17 protein-coding genes are annotated in these 18,403 nt (G+C 44.5%); 13 read left to right on the forward strand and 4 right to left on the reverse strand.

The window, feature by feature from the left end; all coding sequences use genetic code 11:
- Positions 1–124 precede the first annotated feature (124 nt).
- Positions 125–286, reverse strand: coding sequence for a hypothetical protein (locus tag DU481_RS09865; RefSeq protein WP_350134131.1), 162 nt, complete (start codon positions 284–286; stop codon positions 125–127).
- A 782-nt stretch (positions 287–1,068) separates the two neighbouring features.
- Here DU481_RS09865 and rnk point away from each other — a divergent pair.
- From rnk to DU481_RS09920, 10 genes are all read left to right on the forward strand, one after another.
- The gene (gene rnk / locus DU481_RS09870; protein ID WP_350134133.1) at positions 1,069–1,482 is read left to right on the forward strand and encodes a nucleoside diphosphate kinase regulator; all 414 of its coding nucleotides are present in this window, start codon (positions 1,069–1,071) and stop codon (positions 1,480–1,482) included.
- Positions 1,483–1,964: 482 nt separating this feature from the next.
- Positions 1,965–2,861 carry a glyoxalase superfamily protein gene (locus DU481_RS09875; RefSeq protein ID WP_350134135.1) on the forward strand — a complete coding sequence of 299 codons (897 nt, stop codon included), beginning with the start codon at positions 1,965–1,967 and terminating at the stop codon, positions 2,859–2,861.
- Positions 2,862–2,924: 63 nt separating this feature from the next.
- Complete coding sequence (locus DU481_RS09880; protein WP_090321511.1) at positions 2,925–3,362, forward strand: VOC family protein; 438 nt, start codon at positions 2,925–2,927, stop codon at positions 3,360–3,362.
- A 276-nt stretch (positions 3,363–3,638) separates the two neighbouring features.
- Complete coding sequence (locus DU481_RS09885) at positions 3,639–4,136, forward strand: dihydrofolate reductase family protein (RefSeq protein ID WP_350134137.1); 498 nt, start codon at positions 3,639–3,641, stop codon at positions 4,134–4,136.
- Positions 4,137–5,381: 1,245 nt separating this feature from the next.
- Complete coding sequence (locus DU481_RS09895) at positions 5,382–5,924, forward strand: sigma-70 family RNA polymerase sigma factor (protein WP_350134139.1); 543 nt, start codon at positions 5,382–5,384, stop codon at positions 5,922–5,924.
- Complete coding sequence (locus DU481_RS09900) at positions 5,917–6,834, forward strand: FecR family protein (RefSeq protein WP_350134141.1); 918 nt, start codon at positions 5,917–5,919, stop codon at positions 6,832–6,834. The genes DU481_RS09895 and DU481_RS09900 overlap by 8 nt, the downstream gene beginning before the upstream one ends.
- A gap of 310 nt (positions 6,835–7,144) precedes the next feature.
- Positions 7,145–9,568 (forward strand): TonB-dependent siderophore receptor, encoded by a 2,424-nt coding sequence (locus tag DU481_RS09905; protein WP_350134142.1) that lies wholly within the window; start codon positions 7,145–7,147, stop codon positions 9,566–9,568.
- A 211-nt stretch (positions 9,569–9,779) separates the two neighbouring features.
- Positions 9,780–11,009 (forward strand): PepSY-associated TM helix domain-containing protein, encoded by a 1,230-nt coding sequence (locus tag DU481_RS09910; RefSeq protein ID WP_350134144.1) that lies wholly within the window; start codon positions 9,780–9,782, stop codon positions 11,007–11,009.
- 422 nt (positions 11,010–11,431) lie between these two features.
- Positions 11,432–11,524, forward strand: a complete 93-nt coding sequence (locus tag DU481_RS09915) for a DUF1428 domain-containing protein (RefSeq protein WP_218131669.1) — start codon at positions 11,432–11,434, stop codon at positions 11,522–11,524.
- Between the two features lie 114 nt (positions 11,525–11,638).
- A complete protein-coding gene (locus DU481_RS09920) occupies positions 11,639–11,998 on the forward strand; it encodes a bleomycin resistance protein (protein ID WP_107804194.1) in 360 nt (119 codons plus the stop codon).
- A 387-nt stretch (positions 11,999–12,385) separates the two neighbouring features.
- Here the strand turns inward: DU481_RS09920 and DU481_RS09925 are convergent, their stop codons facing one another.
- The 3 genes from DU481_RS09925 to DU481_RS09935 all read right to left on the reverse strand — a co-directional run bounded on the left by DU481_RS09925 (position 12,386) and on the right by DU481_RS09935 (position 13,940).
- Positions 12,386–12,979, reverse strand: coding sequence for a dihydrofolate reductase family protein (locus DU481_RS09925; protein WP_090321534.1), 594 nt, complete (start codon positions 12,977–12,979; stop codon positions 12,386–12,388).
- Between the two features lie 155 nt (positions 12,980–13,134).
- Complete coding sequence (locus DU481_RS09930; RefSeq protein WP_350134146.1) at positions 13,135–13,482, reverse strand: DUF2200 domain-containing protein; 348 nt, start codon at positions 13,480–13,482, stop codon at positions 13,135–13,137.
- Positions 13,483–13,541: 59 nt separating this feature from the next.
- The gene (locus DU481_RS09935; protein WP_350134148.1) at positions 13,542–13,940 is read right to left on the reverse strand and encodes a VOC family protein; all 399 of its coding nucleotides are present in this window, start codon (positions 13,938–13,940) and stop codon (positions 13,542–13,544) included.
- 487 nt (positions 13,941–14,427) lie between these two features.
- Between DU481_RS09935 and kdpF the strand changes: the two genes are divergently transcribed.
- From kdpF to kdpB, 3 genes are read left to right on the forward strand one after another with little or no spacing between them, the layout of a single operon-like run.
- On the forward strand, positions 14,428–14,520 hold the full coding sequence (gene kdpF, locus DU481_RS09940; protein ID WP_090321543.1) for a K(+)-transporting ATPase subunit F: 93 nt from the start codon (positions 14,428–14,430) through the stop codon (positions 14,518–14,520).
- Entirely contained in the window at positions 14,517–16,304 is a 1,788-nt protein-coding gene (kdpA, locus tag DU481_RS09945) for a potassium-transporting ATPase subunit KdpA (RefSeq protein WP_350134150.1), read from the forward strand. The genes kdpF and kdpA overlap by 4 nt, the downstream gene beginning before the upstream one ends.
- A gap of 18 nt (positions 16,305–16,322) precedes the next feature.
- Positions 16,323–18,386, forward strand: a complete 2,064-nt coding sequence (gene kdpB / locus DU481_RS09950) for a potassium-transporting ATPase subunit KdpB (RefSeq protein WP_350134152.1) — start codon at positions 16,323–16,325, stop codon at positions 18,384–18,386.
- Positions 18,387–18,403 lie beyond the last annotated feature (17 nt).

Genomic DNA, 18,403 nt, shown 5'->3' on the forward strand with positions numbered 1-18,403 from the left:
TACGCTATTATAAGCAAGTTGCACAAGAAGCACAAAAACAGGCTCATTTTCATCGAAAGATAGCGGCAGAATTGTTACAATGCGAATATGCAAAGTCGACAGCAGCACTTGGCCAACTCGGCGATCATGCAAGCGAAACCGAGCTAAATTCTGATGTTAACAATTTGTAAACACCTAAAAAATTGACTTTGACTTTGTATTTAACAAGATAAAGAACCGCAGTAGGAATATTTGATTCAAAGCAGAGCGTTTTCAAAATGCCCAAGGCAATAAAAACCTTGGGCATTTAATTTTCCTTACCGGTACCTAATCATCCAAATCTAATCATGCAGTTCTATATTGACTGAATATTTGATCAGACCAGAGGTGAGATCACTATTGATTTAAGAATTTAATCGTCAAAGATTTCAACCAGCTTGTCATTTTCATCGACTTTTATCTCAATTTTCTTGCCGTCAGCTTCATAAATGACAATACTTCTTTCTGTTTCCTCTCCACTTTTAAAACTTCGCCGCTTTGTGCGTGCTCAGTGATTGATTGCTGTACTTTGGTCAATACCCGAGACCATTCAACTTTCTCTTCATTACAGTCAGCATAAACTTAAAGTCGGGAATGTCAATGGTATCAGCACAAAAATTGCGAACGCCTTAATATTTATTATGATTCTCTTTTTTATTTACGATAATGTAACTAAATTTCAGTTGCTTGATTAAAATTAAATAATGATTGAAGATTTAAATCCGCATTAGCGCGCATCTCAATGCTACGTATCGCACGAGCAATGCATTGTTAGATATTGGAGAAGAAGTATTTTTTGCATTGAAGACTGATGATTAATACACTGAAACCAAAATTGGCAAAGCGGATGGGATGCCGATGGTAAAGATAACATTCCTGCATGAATCAAATTTTTGAGTGTTCTCAACGCTCTTCGGTATAGAGAAATTGTCGCCTGTAGATTTCGATAACAGGCTGCCTTGAGCTGAGTCAGAGCAAGGCGGTGTCACTGCAATATTCGTCTCAAGCCTAATTACGACAATTCATAACAACCCTCATTTAGGAAATAAAATGGCTATAAAACCAAAGATTATAATTTCGTCGCTCGATGCAATAAGACTGGAAAAGCTTATGGACGCATTGCCCGATTCCACATTCCCAGACAAAGACGATTTGGAGGCTGAACTTGCCCGTGCTGAAGTGGTAGATCCTAAGGAGATTCCGTCAACCGTGGTGACAATGAATTCAACCGTAAGATTCAGAATCGAATCTACTTCCCAAGAGTTTTATTTAACTCTGGTATACCCAAAAGATGTTAATACCAGGGGTGGTACAATTTCTATACTTGCGCCGGTAGGAAGTGCGCTGCTTGGTCTTTCCCAAGGTGATGAAATTGAGTGGCCGAAGCCTGGCGGCGGAGTGTTGCAAGTGCACATTGAAGAAGTCACATATCAACCAGAACGATCCGGTGAGTATCTTCGCTAAAGGCTCCTACTCGGAGCCTGGTGTATCCTGTTATTTTAATGGCCGTTAGCCAAATTTAGCAGTAGCCATACTATTTCCTGCGATTCTGTTTTAACCAGTTAATCTGAGACACGGTGGTGTAACTTGGATTATCGGGGGTAGTCAGAAGAAAGAAGCGATAGGTAAGTTTCCTAGCGGTGGCTGGGCACGTATCGATCCATCAAAGCAAGCAAATGAAAATCCTGTCGCCCTTGGATACTATGGTATTGGTGGATATGAGGAATCGAACCCACAGAGATTAAAAAATAAACACGTCAAGGTTTGACATCATTTATAGTTGGCATATTATTAAACCATATGGTTTAATGTTTATTAGATTACGATACGGTTTTTCAGGCGCTGATTGATAAAAACGGCATTAGAGACCAAGTAGCGTAAGCGAATGTTAAAAACCATTAGCAGTGTCGCAGCAGGCTTAACTCATAAAGGAGTGCTAAACAAATATGAATACGCCAATAATAAAAAAAGATATTGTTAACAAGATTATTACTGTGGAACGAGTTTTTGTCGCCCCCAAAAACCGAGTGTGGAAGGCGTGGACAGATAGTGCATGGCTTGATAAATGGTGGGCCCCAAAACCTTGGACTGCTATAACCAAGTCTTTTGACTTTAGCGAGGGTGGGCATTGGCATTATTGTATGTCTGGTCCAGGGGGTGAGAAGATATGGGCGTGGATGGAGTTTGAGTCTATTGAACCAGAAAATAGTTTTACCGCACAAGATGTTTTTTGTGATGACAAGGGTAAACTAAATGAAGAAATGCCTAGAATGCATTGGAAAAATGAATTTAGAGATAATGGTGAGGCTACAACAGTTCTTGTGACGATTACTTTTAATACCATAGATGATATGGAAAAAATTATTGCAATGGGCTTTGAAGCAGGATTTTCACTGGGACTGAGTAATCTTGATGAAGTTTTAGGTGTTCAACCCGGCGGGTCCCGCGGCTTAACATTCGGCGACAAAGGAGAACACGTATTGAATCAGACAGTCATACCGCAGCTGCGGATAACGAATGCGGCAGCTAGCCTGTCGTTTTACGTCGACGGTTTGGGCTTCGTTGTTGATTGGAAGCATCAGTTCGAGCCGGGATTCCCTCTATTTGTGCAATTAACCAGAAAAGATCAGACTATTTTTCTTACGGAGCATACTGGGGACTGTCAGGTAGGTGGTGCCATCTACTTCGTGGTTCCGGATGTTGAAGATTGCTATCATGAATTCACTAATCGTGGCATCACCACTATTGAATCGCCCCATGACACTCCGTGGGAATCTCGAGAAATGGTGGTAACAGACCCGGACGGTAATCGTTTGCGATTCGCAACGTATGTTGCTGCCTAACAATCCATTCAAGATGAAGTCTTATTATTAAGCAATCATATAACCAATTAATTTTAAAATATTATGTCAACTGTCAGTATCTATCTAAATTTCAATCGCACTACCGAAGAAGCCTTTAACTTTTATAAATCAGTTTTTGGGACAGAATTTATGGGCAATATTGCTCGTATGGGTGATGTTCCATCACAAGATGGAGCGCCACCACTAGCCGAAGCTGATAAAAATTTGGTGATGCATGTGGCCTTACCAATCTTGGGTGGCTTTTTGCTAATGGGAACAGATGCTTCAGAGTCAATGGGCTTTAAGCTAGTTCAAGGTAATAATGTTTATATCAGTTTACTACCGGATACACGAGCAGAGACCGACAAACTTTTTGCTCTTCTTTCAGAAGATGGAAAAATCGGAATGCCACTGCAAGAAATGTTTTGGGGTGATTACTACGGCTCTTTAACTGATAAATTCGGCGTGCAGTGGATGTTCAATTGTAGTGAGAAGAAGTAAAAATAAACAAACAGGAAACTTAAATTAGGTGAGGCCAAACTTTGCGTATTTTGTGTGTTTAAGCAATGACAACACAAAATTGAACGGGAAGCAGCTGTTAAGAGCCAGCGTAATCAGTATAAGAACGAAGGATGGACGAGTTCACTTGAAAAACTCTCGACTAGCTTAAGGGAGAAAACTTAATAAATAATAAAATATAAATTATATGCGAAGACTTGTTACCTCAATATTCATGAGCTTAGACGGCTATATAGCGGGCCCAAAAGACGAAATGGATTGTTCACTAAAAATTTCAACGACGAAATAGGTGAAGAATTGCTTAGTCAGCGTGCACAACAGGACACGGTGCTGTTGGGAGAAACAACATATAAATTCTTTGCTGATATCTGGCCGGAAGAACCTAATACAGATCCTTTCGCAAAACACATTAACCAAGTCAAGAAAATTGTCTTTTCAAAAACCCTCACATTTGCACCTTGGGGACAATACAAAGCTGCGGATATCATCAACGGTAACACCTTGGAAGAAATTAACAAATTAAAAAAAGAGCCTGGCAAAGACATTGTCATCATAGGTAGCGCCAATCTGATTCAAAACCTCGCAGCCCTTGATTTAATAGACGAATATCAGATCATGCTTGAGCCCATTATTCTTGGAGGCGGCAAGCCATTGTTTTTGAATTATAAGGATCCTGTAGATTTACAGCTATCAAAATCCAGGGCATTTACCAATGGTGCTGTCGCGCTTTATTATCAGCCAATAAAAAATACATGAATTATGCGTTTCCTGACACTTAGTATCCATTACTCCAAGCCTGAACATACAGAAGAGCTTTTTGAAGCTATAAAGAAAGTGGCTGATGTCGCTCGTGATCTTGAAGGAATTGTTGCAACTGGTGCGCATCTTAAGAAAGGGTGGTTGTTTTGATGCTCTGGGAATCTCCAGAGCCGCCAATAAAAGCAAACAGGTGCTGAAACACTCATCATGCAATCAGCATTGACACAATAGAGCGACAGGTACCTAAGAATTTCCTGAATCTCGTTCGCTTTGTCTAATAATGATGAAGATGTGTGCGCACAAAGGATAGGTAGAACAATCTCGATGAGATTCACTTGTATATTACGTCATCTATCTTATATAACTGGCTATTTTTAACTATATGGTTGAATATTCACTAAATTACGATATGGTTTTTCAAGCACTAGCTGATAAAACACGGCGCGACATTGTGTGCCGCACACTAGGCTCCGACTGTACTATTTCAGAACTCTCAGAGAGCTATCACATGAGTTTTGCGGCAGTTGCCAAGCACGTTAACGTGCTTGCACGTGCACATCTTGTGCACAAAGCGCGGCATGGGAGAGAGCAAATTGTGCAAGCAAATGTTAAAACCATAAGCAGTGTCGCAGCAGTACTTGTCACATATGAAAACATGTGGGTAGCGCGATTTAATCGCCTCGACGAATTGTTGCAAGAGTAGCACCCAATAATGTGAACTACCGCATGCTAACATACCAATCAAACAGGACTCCAGATTAGCAAAATATTCGCCATCTCGCTTCGGCAACCACTTATGCAGAACGGTCTTACCGTGCATATCCACTCCATGAATCTGAAACACTTCTTTAGCCAAATCAATGCCTATCGATGTAATCTTCATACCGTACGCTCCTTCCTATTTAGTGGGCTTTATTGCGCCACTAATTTGATATTTTGATGCGTTTAGGATAGTGGTGGCGCTCAGCTGCATGATCAGCTTTTGGCAGCTCGCATGCGCGATTAATTGGCTGGCTTAGAGACTATTCACGATCTCTGAAAAAAATACTTAAGCTGGATTTCTAATATCTGTATTTTGATCGCCTTAAAATTTATTTAAGCCCAGAAACAAAACTATCGTACTGCGGCAATATGTCACATGTTTAAAATCCTTCATCGCAAGGATAATAGTTTGCATTATTAATCGCCGGGTTAATTTTTCCTTACTATCATTCATAGTTTTTTGATTATCAAAACATTTTCATGAAAACGCCTTCAACCACGACTATCAGTACGGCAGTAATTGATGCATATTACCGCGAGCATCATAGTTGGTTGGTTAATTGGTTAAGGAAAAAAGTAGGTTGTCCACATCAGGCTTCCGATCTTTCCCATGACACTTTCGTACGATTGCTTTCACTGCAGCAATTGCCCCATCTGCTTGAGCCTCGAGCCTATCTGCTGGTTACTGCTAATCGACTGATGATTAATTTGAACCGAAAACATAAAGTCGAGCAAGAAACCCTACGCTGTTTGTTCACCCTAACATTTGAGCAAACCTGCCAAGATGTAGCCTATGTTTTCGCTGTACGCCAGTTGCTAGAACGGACTCTACTCATGCTTATTGAAGAACTTGATGAACGATCACGACAAGCCTTTGTGATGGCGCGTATTGACGGAATGACTTATGCCGAGATTGCTCGGGTCATGAAAGTATCTGAAAGCCGGGTTAAACAACATCTCGTCAAGGCCCTTGCTTACTGTCATCAGCGCCTATATCAATTTAAAGCAGAGATGTATGTCTAAAGTAGATGGAACGAACAGCACGTCTCTGAGTGAACAAGCCGCTGAATGGGTCATTCTTTTATCTGACGGTGAAATCAGCCATGAGCTGCGCACTGATTTTGAAACCTGGCTAGCACAAGATTCGCGTCACAGGGAAGCGTACGAGCAGGTTGATCATCTTTGGCAAAGCTTAACTCCCCAGAAACGTCAATCGCGAAAAGGCATCAAGCTCGTTTTAAGTATTGTTCTACTTCTGTGCGGTCTTCATGGGCTTCCACTTTCTGAATGGTTAGCAGATGAGCACACCAGTATTGGTGAAATCCGTCGCATTGCTCTGACAGATGGCAGTCATATCACGCTCGATAGCAACAGCGCGGCAGATATTGCATTCGATACGCAACAACGACGTATCATCCTGCGCCGAGGCCGTCTGCTAGCGGAAGTGGCACCGGATTTCTCCCTCAGTCAGCGGCCTTTCATAGTAGAAACCCGCGATGGCACCGCTCAGGCATTAGGAACGATCTATACCGTTGAACAATCAGACTATGACAGCATCGTCAACGTCATCGAGTCGCGGGTTGACATCGCAAGCCACGCCCGGCCACATCAGCCGATTACCTTGCAGGCCGGACAAAGCATACGCCTAGATAGAAGGCAGCTTTATCAGCCTGAAACTACCTCCACCTCTGCCACCAGCTGGACGCAAACCAGGCTGATTTATCAAGATGCCTCACTGGATCAGATCATCAGCGATCTTGCGCGCTACCAAATGGGTGTGATTAAAATCAATGAACAAGCAGGTCAACTCCGATTCACGGGAGTTTTACCCGCTGACGATGCGGAAGCAGCATTGATTATTCTAAAAGACGCATTACCGATTCACATCAAACAGTATGGCAGATGGCTGGTCTGGATTGATTTGCAAAAGTAAATTACAAATAGGCTTCGGCTATAATTCTTAAGTTTCCAGAACAAAATCCCTTTCTAACCAAATAACTGTTCTCTCTTTCTGACATCCATCTCCCCGCAGTCGACTGCGGGGAGATGGTATTTTTTGCTTCTCGAAACCATCTACCGAAAAAAATTTTATAAAAGCTACCCGAATTGTCGGCTCGCTTGTCATGGGTAATAGAAATATTAATTTCTATTCAATAATAGGAAATCCCATGGCACTAAAAAATAAAATAGCTTCAATATATAGCAATAGCACCGTTTTCCTAAAACCTGTTCTATTCATATGTTTGGTTGTATCAGTAAATGCTTCGTACGGGCAATCAGAAAACGAGCAAGCCATTGAAATCAATATTGCCCCACAACCACTCGGTCAAGCGATCACGCAACTTGCCACGCAGACGGGTTTGTTGATCGGGATGGATGCCAGTCTGATTGCAGACAAACAAGCTGCTGCATTAAAAGGGCGATATACTCCGGCTCAAGCAATAGTGCGACTCCTAAGCGGCAGTGGACTTATAGCAGTTGAAACTGCATCCGGCCGCTACATCGTGGAATTGGCACCAGCGGACCCGCAGAGCAAAAATAATCCAGACCGGGTACGGTTACCTGAGATCACAGTGACCAGTTTATTGGATAGTAATTCACCCTACAATACGAGTTATCTCCGCTCCAAAGCCACCGCTGCAACTAAAACAAACACGCCGGTCATAGAGATACCCGTATCAATTCAGGTGGTACCCAGAGCAGTATTGGACGACCAAAAATCGCTCACGCTAAAAGATGCTTTGCAAAATGTCAGTGGGGTGCAAGCAACACCTACACTTGGCAATGACACAGGATTTAATATCCGCGGATTCAGAAACGATAGTAATTACCGGAATGGATTGATTGCCAATGGAGGGAATGCCAATTTTCCGACAGCCTTTGACACCGCCAATCTGCAATCCATCGAGGTACTCAAGGGGCCAGCTTCGATTCTTTTTGGACGTATAGAGCCGGGAGGGATGGTCAATATCACGACTAAACGACCGCTCGCTATACCTTACTACTCATTGGAGCAACAGTCCGGATCTTACGATCTTTATCGTACGCAGTGGGATGCAACCGGGCCTGTCACCAAGGATGGCTCTTTACTTTACCGTTTCAATGGTTCTTACCTAAATAGCGAATCCTTCCGCGAGGCCATTTTTAGGGATCGCATCATGGTGAGTGGCAGTTTGACTTGGCGTCCTACTCAAGCAACCGAATTGACATTGGAAGTGGAAGGGATCCATCAGAAAGGGCAGGTAGATTTTGGTATACCGGTCATAGGCAGCCGACCAGCGCAAATACCGATCAGTCGAACCTTTGGTGATCGCAATGATCCAGTTGATACGGATGCCAAAGTTCATGTGGGAACCGAATTTACGCATCGGTTTAATTCCAACTGGCTCGTCCGGAATCGTTTTCTGATGACGGATATAGATCAGAATCAGACATTCTTCAACCCCGCACCGGCTTTTGGGGATGCATTGCGCGACAACCGCTTTCTTGATCGCAATATCTTCCGTCAACGGCACCATCTGCAGTCATATGCGACTAATCTGGATTTGAACGGAAATTTCGGTCTTGGATCGACCCTTCACGAGGTATTGCTCGGTTTCGATTATCTACACTCTCAAACCAATTACTTCATGGCCGGAGAATTCAGCACTCCCGCTCCCGCGCTGACAGTTGATATTTTCAATCCGATGATCACGGCTACCGATCCCTCAATAATCAGGCAAACGCTGCAGGAGAACAATCGTTACAACGCCTTCCAGGATGAATGGGCCGGGGTGTATTTTCAGGATAGGATCACGCTTTGGAATAAACTGCATATACTTGCTGGTGGACGGTATGACTGGGTATCTGCGGGTCGTAGCTTCAGTCCGGCTTCATTCTCGGAGGCTGAGAAAAATGTCCTAAGACGCAAGGATGAAGCCTTCAATCCAAGAGTCGGAATACTCTACCAATTGCTAACGCAAGTCAGTTTGTTTAGCAACTGGACAACTTCTTTCGCTGCCAATAACGGAGTGTCAGCAACCGGTGCTAGTTTTGATCCGCAAATAGGCGAGCAATTTGAAGCAGGAATCAAGACCGCGCTTTTTAAGGAACGGTTAATCACAACTTTGGCCTTTTATTACTTAACCAGGGAAAACATTCTAACCCGAGATCTGAGTGCGCCGGATCCGCTTGACAGTATTGCGGTTGGCAAGCAACGGAGCAAAGGGATCGAACTGGATATTTCCGGACAAGTCACGGAGGAATTGAGTGTAATCGGCAGTTATGCCTACACCGATGCTGAGATCATCCGCGATAACTCGGGCTTTCAGGGCCATCGTTTACCGCAAGCTCCCAAACATGCGGGTAGTGCATGGCTACGCTATATCGTGAAAAAAATCCATCCACTCAATGGCTTTAGTTTTGGGATAGGCGTATTCGCCGTTGCTGAGCGGGAGGGAGATATTCAGAACACATTTAAATTACCAGGCTATGCCCGTCTGGATGCATTTGCCGCCTACAGCACGAAGTTGGGTGCAACGCGTCTTACAACGCAAATCAATGCTCGGAACGTCCTTGATGAACGATATTACGAATCAAACGATCCAGCTTCTAACATCGGGCCTCGACTGGGTGTCTATCCAGGCGCTCCTGTAACCGTTCTGGGTTCATTGCGTCTCGAATACTAAATTCACACAGTGATCTATCAGTTTGTAACCCATGCGCCTACTTCGATGACACAACCTACGCCAGAAGTATAGGCAGTATAAATCAAGACATAGGGTTGTATGTTCTGCGCAACTAACCTGACAGGTGCCTCAAGAAATAAAAAAACATGTCCGGTTTAGGTTGTTTAAAGATAGTAGATATATATCAAGAAATTCTAGTACAGGAGAAGCAATGACACGCCAGTTTTGGGTTCAAATCCACCGTTGGGCAGGACTGAGTATGGCTGCATTTCTGATTATCGTGGCAGTAACAGGGAGTTTGCTGGCATTTTATCCTGAACTGGAACGCTTGATCAATCCTCAGCTCTATCCCAAGCAGGTTTTGGAAAACAAATTGGATATAGCTACGCTCGCGGAATTAGCACAACAACGGGTTCCATACGGCCAGGTAAACGCGGTTTTAATGGAAGCCAATGAGGAATCTACCGTGATTAGCATGAATGCTCGGCCAGATAGCAGCGGTCAATTGAGCGAACTTGGATTTGATCAACTGCTGGTTGATCCTTATACCGGAGAAGAGTTAGGCAAGCGTCAGTTTGGTGCGATTTCCGAAGGCATGATCAACTTCATGCCCTTTATTTACAAAATGCACTACAACCTAGCACTGGGCAATTTTGGTATGTGGATCCTTGGTACTTGCGCATTGATCTGGACGCTCGATTGTTTTATCGGCTTTTATCTGACATTGCCCCAAAGGCGTAAACCACCTTCCCCCCTGACCTCTCTCCCAGTAGGAGCGGAAAATAAAAACATCTGGCTGCGTTGGCAGCCAGCCTGGAAAATCCGCTGGAAATCGAGTCGATACAAACTCAATTTCGATCTACACCGTGCCAGCGGCTTGTGGCTTTGGCTGGTTTTACTCATCTTTGCCTGGTCTAGCGTGTATATGAATTTATGGGACACGGTATATACCTGGACGACCCGTACTGTATTCGATTACAAAGCGCCTTGGACCGAGTTTCCCAAACTTAATAAAGTATTGGAAGAACCCAAAGTAGGTTGGCGTCAGGCGCAAATGATTGGCGAGCAGCTAATGGCCGAACAGGAAAAGGCTCATGACTTCACTGTCGAACGGGTTGTTGCATTAATACTGGATCGTGAGCGTGGTATCTATCATTATGTCGCCCGGAGTTCACGCGACATTCAGGACAGACGGGGCGGCACACGTGTGTTTTTTGATGCTGACACAGGTGAGTTCAAGCTGGTTTTATTGCCGAGCGGTCAATACAACGGCAATACTGTGACCAGCTGGCTTTATGCCTTGCATATGGCGAATATTTTTGGACTATCGTATCGTATTTTCGTATGCGCGCTAGGTCTCGTCATCGCGATGCTGTCAGTTACCGGAATTATCATTTGGATGAGGAAACAACAGGCACGCGCCGGCAAGCGCTCTTCGTGAAATGAATGAAGCTCCGCCCTCTCACATATCTCACTTACAAAGCGACTACGAGAGTTGTTGAAAAAGTCGAGTTATATTTGTATGCGATTTGGGACAATTGTTTGATACGTGCAGGGCGATAATCGGAAGATATGCGCCTCCTAGCCCAGCCGCCGGAAAGAGGGAAACACGGGAGTCAAAAATAGTCTTGATGAAACTATCTCAATTTAGTACCGCTTCAACGAGTTTCGATAATGAAAATTGCCAAAGAATCCATAAATTTCGTGAGCAATTAGTTAAGTTTCTAATAGAAAATGGACTGCCCCGATTGAAGCAGCACAACACTACTATAAGGGTAACCTAAAGAATGGGTTATGTTGACAAGAGAGATGAACTTGCTACAGTAGGCAAGCATCAGAAGCCGCTACTGAGATATTTGTTGGGTGGACGTTGTGCCAGAAGGCAAAATTACTTATTTCCCAATAACGGTAAAATGCAAAAATAACGAGACGGTTATTTTCTCAGGGATTTTATGACCTACGTGTAAAGTTCGAGATACAGAGATGATGAAGGCAATATCCGCTCCGCGGTTATAACCTGACATCAACCCAATACTTTTATAAAGCTAGACAAAACTTGAAGGAGCCAATATGAGCAGCTACGCGACGCCGAACCTTCCCTCCCGGTGCTTTGACGTAACGTCACGCTTTTACACTCGTCTTGGCTTTGTCGAGACGTGGCGTGATGACGATTGGATGATCCTTGAATGGGAGGGCATCGTACTGGAGTTCTTTTCTCACCATGAGCTTGATCCCTTGACGAGTTGGTTCAGCTGCTGCTTAAGGCTGGATGATATTGATGCGTTTTACGCACTTTGTAAGACTGCAGGACTCTCTGAGAAAAATGACGGTCACCCACGGCTCCATTCGCCGACAATCGAAGCTTGGGGTGGCAAAATTGGGGCGTTAATTGATCCCGACGGTAGCCTTTTGCGACTAATACAGAACTAATTGTTTCGATTGACTCGTCTCTCAACCCCTAAACGTAGGAATCTAACTTTTTCCGGATTCTTCTCGGAAGAACCGCAAGATATGTGCTGTAATACAGCGCTCTCTTGGCAAGGAAGACGCCGCGCTCTTCCGCTGCACCCCTCTCGGTTTAGCACTCCCGAAATTTATCCATTCATCCCATTAAAATGTATCGCTGTTTTGACCACTCGCAGAAGAAGCTTTTCTGCTCTTCAATTCTTCCATGAACAATGAGAATTCCATGCTCCTCTGAACCTCATCGACAATTTCAATGATATCAATCACTTGCTGATTGGATACCGTGAATATAACAACGTAATGCAAAGCCATTAACAAAACAGTACACTAGTTATTCTCAATCCATTGTTTTCACTTTAATTTTATTATCTTTAATGAATCTACACTTAGATCACCTTTGTTTACTTTATAACGCAACTCAACCATGCCAGAACCCATCTGATGAACAGACATCAGGCACAGAACTGGGCTTAGCACTCTTCGAGGGAAAAGCGGTTTACCCTTGCCGAGAGTAGCCGAACCAACTTGGATGATAAGTTCGTCCAGTAAGCCAGCATCATAGAACTGGCCCACGAGATCTCCGCCGCCAACTATCCAGATGTTTTTGGTACCAGCAGCAACTCGCATTTCAGTGTGGACGTGTTGCACATCTCCAGTGACGAATCGGATGTTCGCACCTTCGATTATTGGAAGCTTGCGACTAGAGAATATCCAGGCTGGCTGAACATACGGCCACGTTGAACCAGTCTCAGCGGCAATCTTTTCTGCGTTGCGCACCATCCATTCGTAAGTCGCTGATCCCATTGCCAACGCGCCCACATCTAAAATGAACTTTGGATAGCTTGAGTCATTCAGGTCGCCAAGTGGAAACAACCAATCAAGTGAATCATTCTCAGTAGCAATGAAACCGTCGAGACTTGTTGCCGTGAAGTACTGAGTTTTCATTCTTGTATGCAGTTCCTAAATAGATTTCGTGCGCCTAACGCCTGAGTTAAGCCGACGTGCGTAGCGGAAGCCTCAAACACATGACAAGCTTCACCTGCCATTTGTTTGGTGTAGCGAAGCGGGGTTCGGCTTGAATGAATTGTTAGCGTGGATCTTCACCGCAGGATCTTCTCCAGCGCTTTTCCTTTCGCAAGCTCGTCAACTAGCTTATCCAAATATCGTATCTTCTGCATTAGCGGATCTTCGATCTCCTCCACGCGCACACCACAAACTACGCCTTTGATGAGCAAAGTTTTTGGATTAATAGCGAGAGCTTTAGCAAAGAATGTTTCGAAGTCGCTGTGTTGTTCGATCTGCTCTTTCAAGCCTGTCTGATTGTAGCCAGTCAACCAGCAGATGATTTGGTCCACGTCATCTTTCGAGCGATTCTTATTCTCCGCCTTTTGAACATACAGCGGATATATCTTAGAAAAGGCTGTACTGAAAATCCGATGCTTAGACATTCTCATTTCTCCAATGGCTCGAGGATTCGTGTGTAGCCTTCAAGGCGCTAACGTCTGAGTCAGGCGGAGAAGTTCAGCTGCCAGGACACACCAAACCGATCATTGACCCAACCGAACCACTGACTGAAGCCATAGTTGCCCAATGGCATCAGGATTTGGCCACCATCTGAGAGAATGCCAAATACGCGTTCTAACTCCTCTATTGAATCAAACTCCACGAAAGTAGAACTCGAAGGCGTGAACGTGAAGCCATGCATGATCGGACTGTCGGAGCACATGAACTCGCGGCCACAAAGTGTGAACACTGCGACTTTGATAGAACCAGCCGGACCAGCCTCACCTTGAGCATAACGCTCGACTCGTACCATGCGGGAATCAGGAAGCGTAGCGAAGTACAGATCCAGTGCGGTTTGCGCACTGCTGTTTTGGAACATGAGGAATGGTCTGACCGTTGTCATCAGGCACCTCGACTGAAAATAAAATCGCATGATAACCGCGACTCCGGTTGAGCGCAATGTTAGGTCAATGTTGGAATCGTCCCTATGAATTTGTTCATTGATCTGCCTCAGGAGACCATTCCATGCTTGGAAAAAACATTGCAGCTAGATTGACATATTGACGATGGCTTCAACTACTTCGTCACTTAAATCTCCGTGCCTGATACCACATGGTATAGGAAATCTAATGGAGTTTTCTTGAAGATTTCTGATTACTGATCAAACTGCTAATCAGAAATATTGCCAATACTCAATCAAATAAATTTTTACATTATTTTTACGCTTTATCCCTTCAATTCAACTTCATTTTTACACACGATTGTTCATACTGCACAAGTAGATAACTTTTTGAGAAAGTAAATGGATATTAATGATTGTCTTTGTTTTGTCATTTTGTCGGTAGTTGACCATAGAGTTGATCGCCAACTACTATCATGAGGAATAAAAGATGAACTGGATTTATTGGCTAACCGGTATTCTTGCTGTCTTATTGTTCATATATCTGCTCTACGCATTATTCAACGCTGAGGATGTGGCATGAATACCTCATCTTGGATACAAATCGGTTTATTTCTTATTGCCCTCTTTGCAGTTGCCTGGCCTTTAGGCTGCTATCTCGCCAGCATATTTGATGAGCAGCTAACACGCCGCTTCATTTGGCTGGATAAATTTGAGTATGGATTCTGTCGTTTAATTGGCACTAATCCAGCAGAAGATATGCCATGGCAGCGTTATGCAACAGCTATCGTGCTATTCAATGTTATAGGCGTGGTTGTTGTGTATGGCTTACAACGTTTTCAGAGTGAATTGCCTCTGAATCCTCAATCACTCGGCGATGTTTCTTCAGACTCGGCTTTCAATACAGCAATATCATTTGTCACCAATACTAACTGGCAAGGTTATGGCGGCGAATCGACGATGAGTTATCTGACACAGATGCTCGCATTGGCAGTACAGAATTTTGCATCAGCAGCAACCGGAATTGCAGTAGTTATCGCATTGATTCGTGGCTTTACGCGAAGGAATGCTGCTGGTATCGGCAATGCCTGGCTCGACTTATCACGTGCAATATTCTATGTGCTATTACCATTAGCTTATGTGTTTGCATTAATTCTAGTAAACCAAGGAGTTATTCAGAATTTCAATGCTTATCAAGATGTCAAGCTGATAGAGCCGCTTGAATATGCCGTACCGAAAAACAATCTTGATGGTCAGCCGTTGCAAGATGACCATGGAAACGTGATTACGGAAACAATCAAAACAGATAAACAGAAAATTGCGATGGGGCCTGTCGCATCGCAGGAAGCAATTAAATTGATCGGTACCAACGGTGGCGGTTTTTTCAATGCAAACTCAGCGCACCCTTTTGAGAACCCAACACCGCTCACTAATTTCCTGGAGATGATCAGTATCTTCCTGATTCCGGCCGCACTGTGCTTTGCTTTTGGTCAAATGGTCGGGGATCAGCGGCAAGGATGGACGATTCTCGCTGCGATGACCACGCTATTCATTGCGCTGGCAGCTGTTGCGCTGTGGTCTGAATCCCACTCGAATCCACTTATCACCCAACTGGGTGTGGATGGCTCAATGGGCAATCTTGAAGGTAAGGAAATCCGGTTTGGCATCATTTCTTCCGCATTATTTGCGACAGTCACAACAGCAGCTTCTTGTGGAGCTGTCAATGCAATGCATGATAGTTTTCTGCCATTAGGCGGTTTAATTCCGATGGGATTGATGATGCTGGGTGAAGTTGTATTTGGTGGTGTTGGTGCGGGATTATATGGAATGCTCATATTCGCCATACTCGCCGTTTTTTTATCGGGATTGATGATCGGACGCACACCGGAATATTTAGGTAAGAAGATCGGCGTATTCGAGATGAAAATGGTGTCGATAGCGATCCTAGTTGTACCATTGCTGGTGCTCGGCGGTACCGCAATCGCCGTTGTTACTGAGGTAGGCAAGGCAAGCATAGCCAATCCGGGCACACATGGACTCTCCGAAGTGCTGTATGCATTCACTTCGGCTGGAAACAACAATGGATCTGCGTTTGCAGGACTTTCTGCTAATACATCTTTTTACAACATTCTGCTTGCTATCGCGATGTGGTTTGGGCGATTCGGTGTCATCATTCCCGTACTAGCCATTGCCGGAAAATTAGCAGCAAAACCAAAACTTACTGTAACGAGCGGAACATTACCCACACATGGGCCATTATTCGTCGTATTGCTCATCAGCACAGTAATCCTTATCGGGGCGCTTAACTATATCCCAGCACTAGCACTTGGCCCCATCGCCGAACACTTGCAATTGTTTACTCGCTAACGGGTAGGAGCACTTATTATGAAGAAAACACGCCCCCTTCCATTATTCGACCCGGTATTGATTAAACCGGCGCTCATTAATGCGTTCAAGAAACTTACCCCACAAGCGCAATGGCGTAATCCGGTGATGTTTATAGTCTGGGTTGGTAGTGTCCTCACGACGATATTGGGTATTGATGCCCTCGTTGGCCATGGCGAAGCACCAGCGGGATTTATTTTTACAATAGCTGCATGGCTATGGTTTACCGTTTTATTCGCCAATTTTGCGGAAGCACTCGCTGAGGGTCGAGGCAAAGCTCAGGCAGCAGCCTTGCGCGGTGCGCGGAAGAATATTATTGCAAAGAAATTAGCTGAACCTAAGCACGATGCAAAAATTACGGCTATCGACTCCATATCGCTACGAAAAGGCGATATCGTGCTCATTGAAGCAGGCGATTTCATTCCGGCTGATGGAGAGGTCATTGAGGGCGTTGCTTCTGTTGATGAATCCGCCATCACCGGCGAATCTGCACCTGTTATCCGCGAATCGGGTGGCGATTTCTCAGCAGTTACTGGCGGTACGCGCATCCTATCGGATTGGCTGGTAATTCGCGTGACAGCCAATCCAGGAGAGGCATTCCTGGATCGCATGATTGCAATGGTAGAAAACGCCAAACGTAAGAAAACGCCAAATGAGATAGCGCTAACTATTTTGCTCATTACGCTCACACTGATATTTTTATTCGTATGCGTAACGCTATTACCGTTTTCAATCTATAGTATTAAGTCAGCAGGATCGGGTTCCCCCGTATCCATTACCGTTTTAGTTGCACTCCTGGTTTGTCTTATTCCGACGACAATCGGCGGCTTGCTGTCAGCGATTGGTGTAGCTGGAATGAGCAGAATGATGCAAGTGAACGTGATTGCTACTTCTGGGCGTGCCGTTGAAGCCGCTGGCGATGTGGATGTATTGCTGCTCGACAAGACGGGAACAATCACGCTGGGTAATCGACAAGCATCCGCTTTCTTACCAGCAACCAATGTTCAGATTAAAGAATTAGCTGATGCCGCGCAACTCGCATCGCTGGCCGATGAGACACCAGAGGGCCGATCCATCGTAGTACTTGCAAAACAAGATTTTGGGTTGCGCGGTCGTGAATTGCATAATGCAATATTCGTTCCTTTTACTGCGCAAACACGCATGTCCGGCGTAGACTTTGGTGATCGCAAGATCAGAAAAGGCGCAGCAGATACAATTCGTGCCTATATCGAAAACCTAGGGGGTACTTTCCCTGGCAGTATCGAAGTGCTAGTTGATCAAGTATCACGTCGTGGCAGCACTCCTTTAGTCGTGGCCGATGGCGCTCGCGTACTCGGTGTAATTGAACTCAAGGATATCGTTAAAGGTGGTATTAGAGAGCGCTTTAGCGAATTGCGAAAAATGGGCATCAAAACAGTGATGATCACGGGTGACAATCGCTTAACTGCCGCTGCGATTGCCGCTGAATCTGGTGTTGACGATTTTCTCGCTGAAGCCAAACCCGAAGACAAGCTGAAGTTGATTCGGGAATATCAGGCACAAGGGCGGCTGGTTGCTATGACCGGTGATGGCACCAATGATGCGCCTGCTCTCGCGCAGGCTGATGTCGCTGTTGCCATGAACTCCGGCACCCAGGCAGCAAAAGAAGCAGGGAATATGGTTGATCTAGATTCTAATCCAACTAAACTGATCGAAATCGTTGAAACCGGAAAGCAAATGTTAATGACACGTGGAGCATTGACAACTTTCTCAGTCGCAAACGATGTCGCCAAGTACTTCGCAATCATTCCCGCAGCATTTGCCACCACGTATCCACAATTAAAGATGCTCGATATCATGCATCTACACACGCCTGCATCGGCGATTCTTGCGGCGGTGATCTTCAATGCAGTCATTATTGTGTTTCTAATCCCATTGGCGCTTAAAGGTGTGAAATATCAGGCATTGGGTGCTGCTTCGCTATTACGAAAAAATTTACTGATTTATGGTCTGGGTGGTTTGCTCGTTCCATTTGTCGGCATCAAACTAATTGATGTCATGTTAGGTTTTTTAGGCCTCGTTTAGCCACAAATCAGGAGTTA

Source organism: Nitrosomonas sp., assembly GCF_040240425.1.
Lineage (GTDB): Bacteria > Pseudomonadota > Gammaproteobacteria > Burkholderiales > Nitrosomonadaceae > Nitrosomonas.

Excerpts from the sequence above, each read along its gene's own strand:
- DU481_RS09865 (WP_350134131.1), bottom strand. The coding sequence starts at position 286 with ATGCCCAAGGTTTTTATTGCCTTGGGCATTTTGAAAACGCTCTGCTTT.
- rnk (WP_350134133.1), top strand. The coding sequence starts at position 1,069 with ATGGCTATAAAACCAAAGATTATAATTTCGTCGCTCGATGCAATAAGA.
- DU481_RS09875 (WP_350134135.1), top strand. The coding sequence starts at position 1,965 with ATGAATACGCCAATAATAAAAAAAGATATTGTTAACAAGATTATTACT.
- DU481_RS09880 (WP_090321511.1), top strand. The coding sequence starts at position 2,925 with ATGTCAACTGTCAGTATCTATCTAAATTTCAATCGCACTACCGAAGAA.
- DU481_RS09895 (WP_350134139.1), top strand. The coding sequence starts at position 5,382 with ATGAAAACGCCTTCAACCACGACTATCAGTACGGCAGTAATTGATGCA.
- DU481_RS09900 (WP_350134141.1), top strand. The coding sequence starts at position 5,917 with ATGTCTAAAGTAGATGGAACGAACAGCACGTCTCTGAGTGAACAAGCC.
- DU481_RS09910 (WP_350134144.1), top strand. The coding sequence starts at position 9,780 with ATGACACGCCAGTTTTGGGTTCAAATCCACCGTTGGGCAGGACTGAGT.
- DU481_RS09920 (WP_107804194.1), top strand. The coding sequence starts at position 11,639 with ATGAGCAGCTACGCGACGCCGAACCTTCCCTCCCGGTGCTTTGACGTA.
- DU481_RS09925 (WP_090321534.1), bottom strand. The coding sequence starts at position 12,979 with ATGAAAACTCAGTACTTCACGGCAACAAGTCTCGACGGTTTCATTGCT.
- DU481_RS09930 (WP_350134146.1), bottom strand. The coding sequence starts at position 13,482 with ATGTCTAAGCATCGGATTTTCAGTACAGCCTTTTCTAAGATATATCCG.
- DU481_RS09935 (WP_350134148.1), bottom strand. The coding sequence starts at position 13,940 with ATGACAACGGTCAGACCATTCCTCATGTTCCAAAACAGCAGTGCGCAA.
- kdpF (WP_090321543.1), top strand. The coding sequence starts at position 14,428 with ATGAACTGGATTTATTGGCTAACCGGTATTCTTGCTGTCTTATTGTTC.
- kdpA (WP_350134150.1), top strand. The coding sequence starts at position 14,517 with ATGAATACCTCATCTTGGATACAAATCGGTTTATTTCTTATTGCCCTC.
- kdpB (WP_350134152.1), top strand. The coding sequence starts at position 16,323 with ATGAAGAAAACACGCCCCCTTCCATTATTCGACCCGGTATTGATTAAA.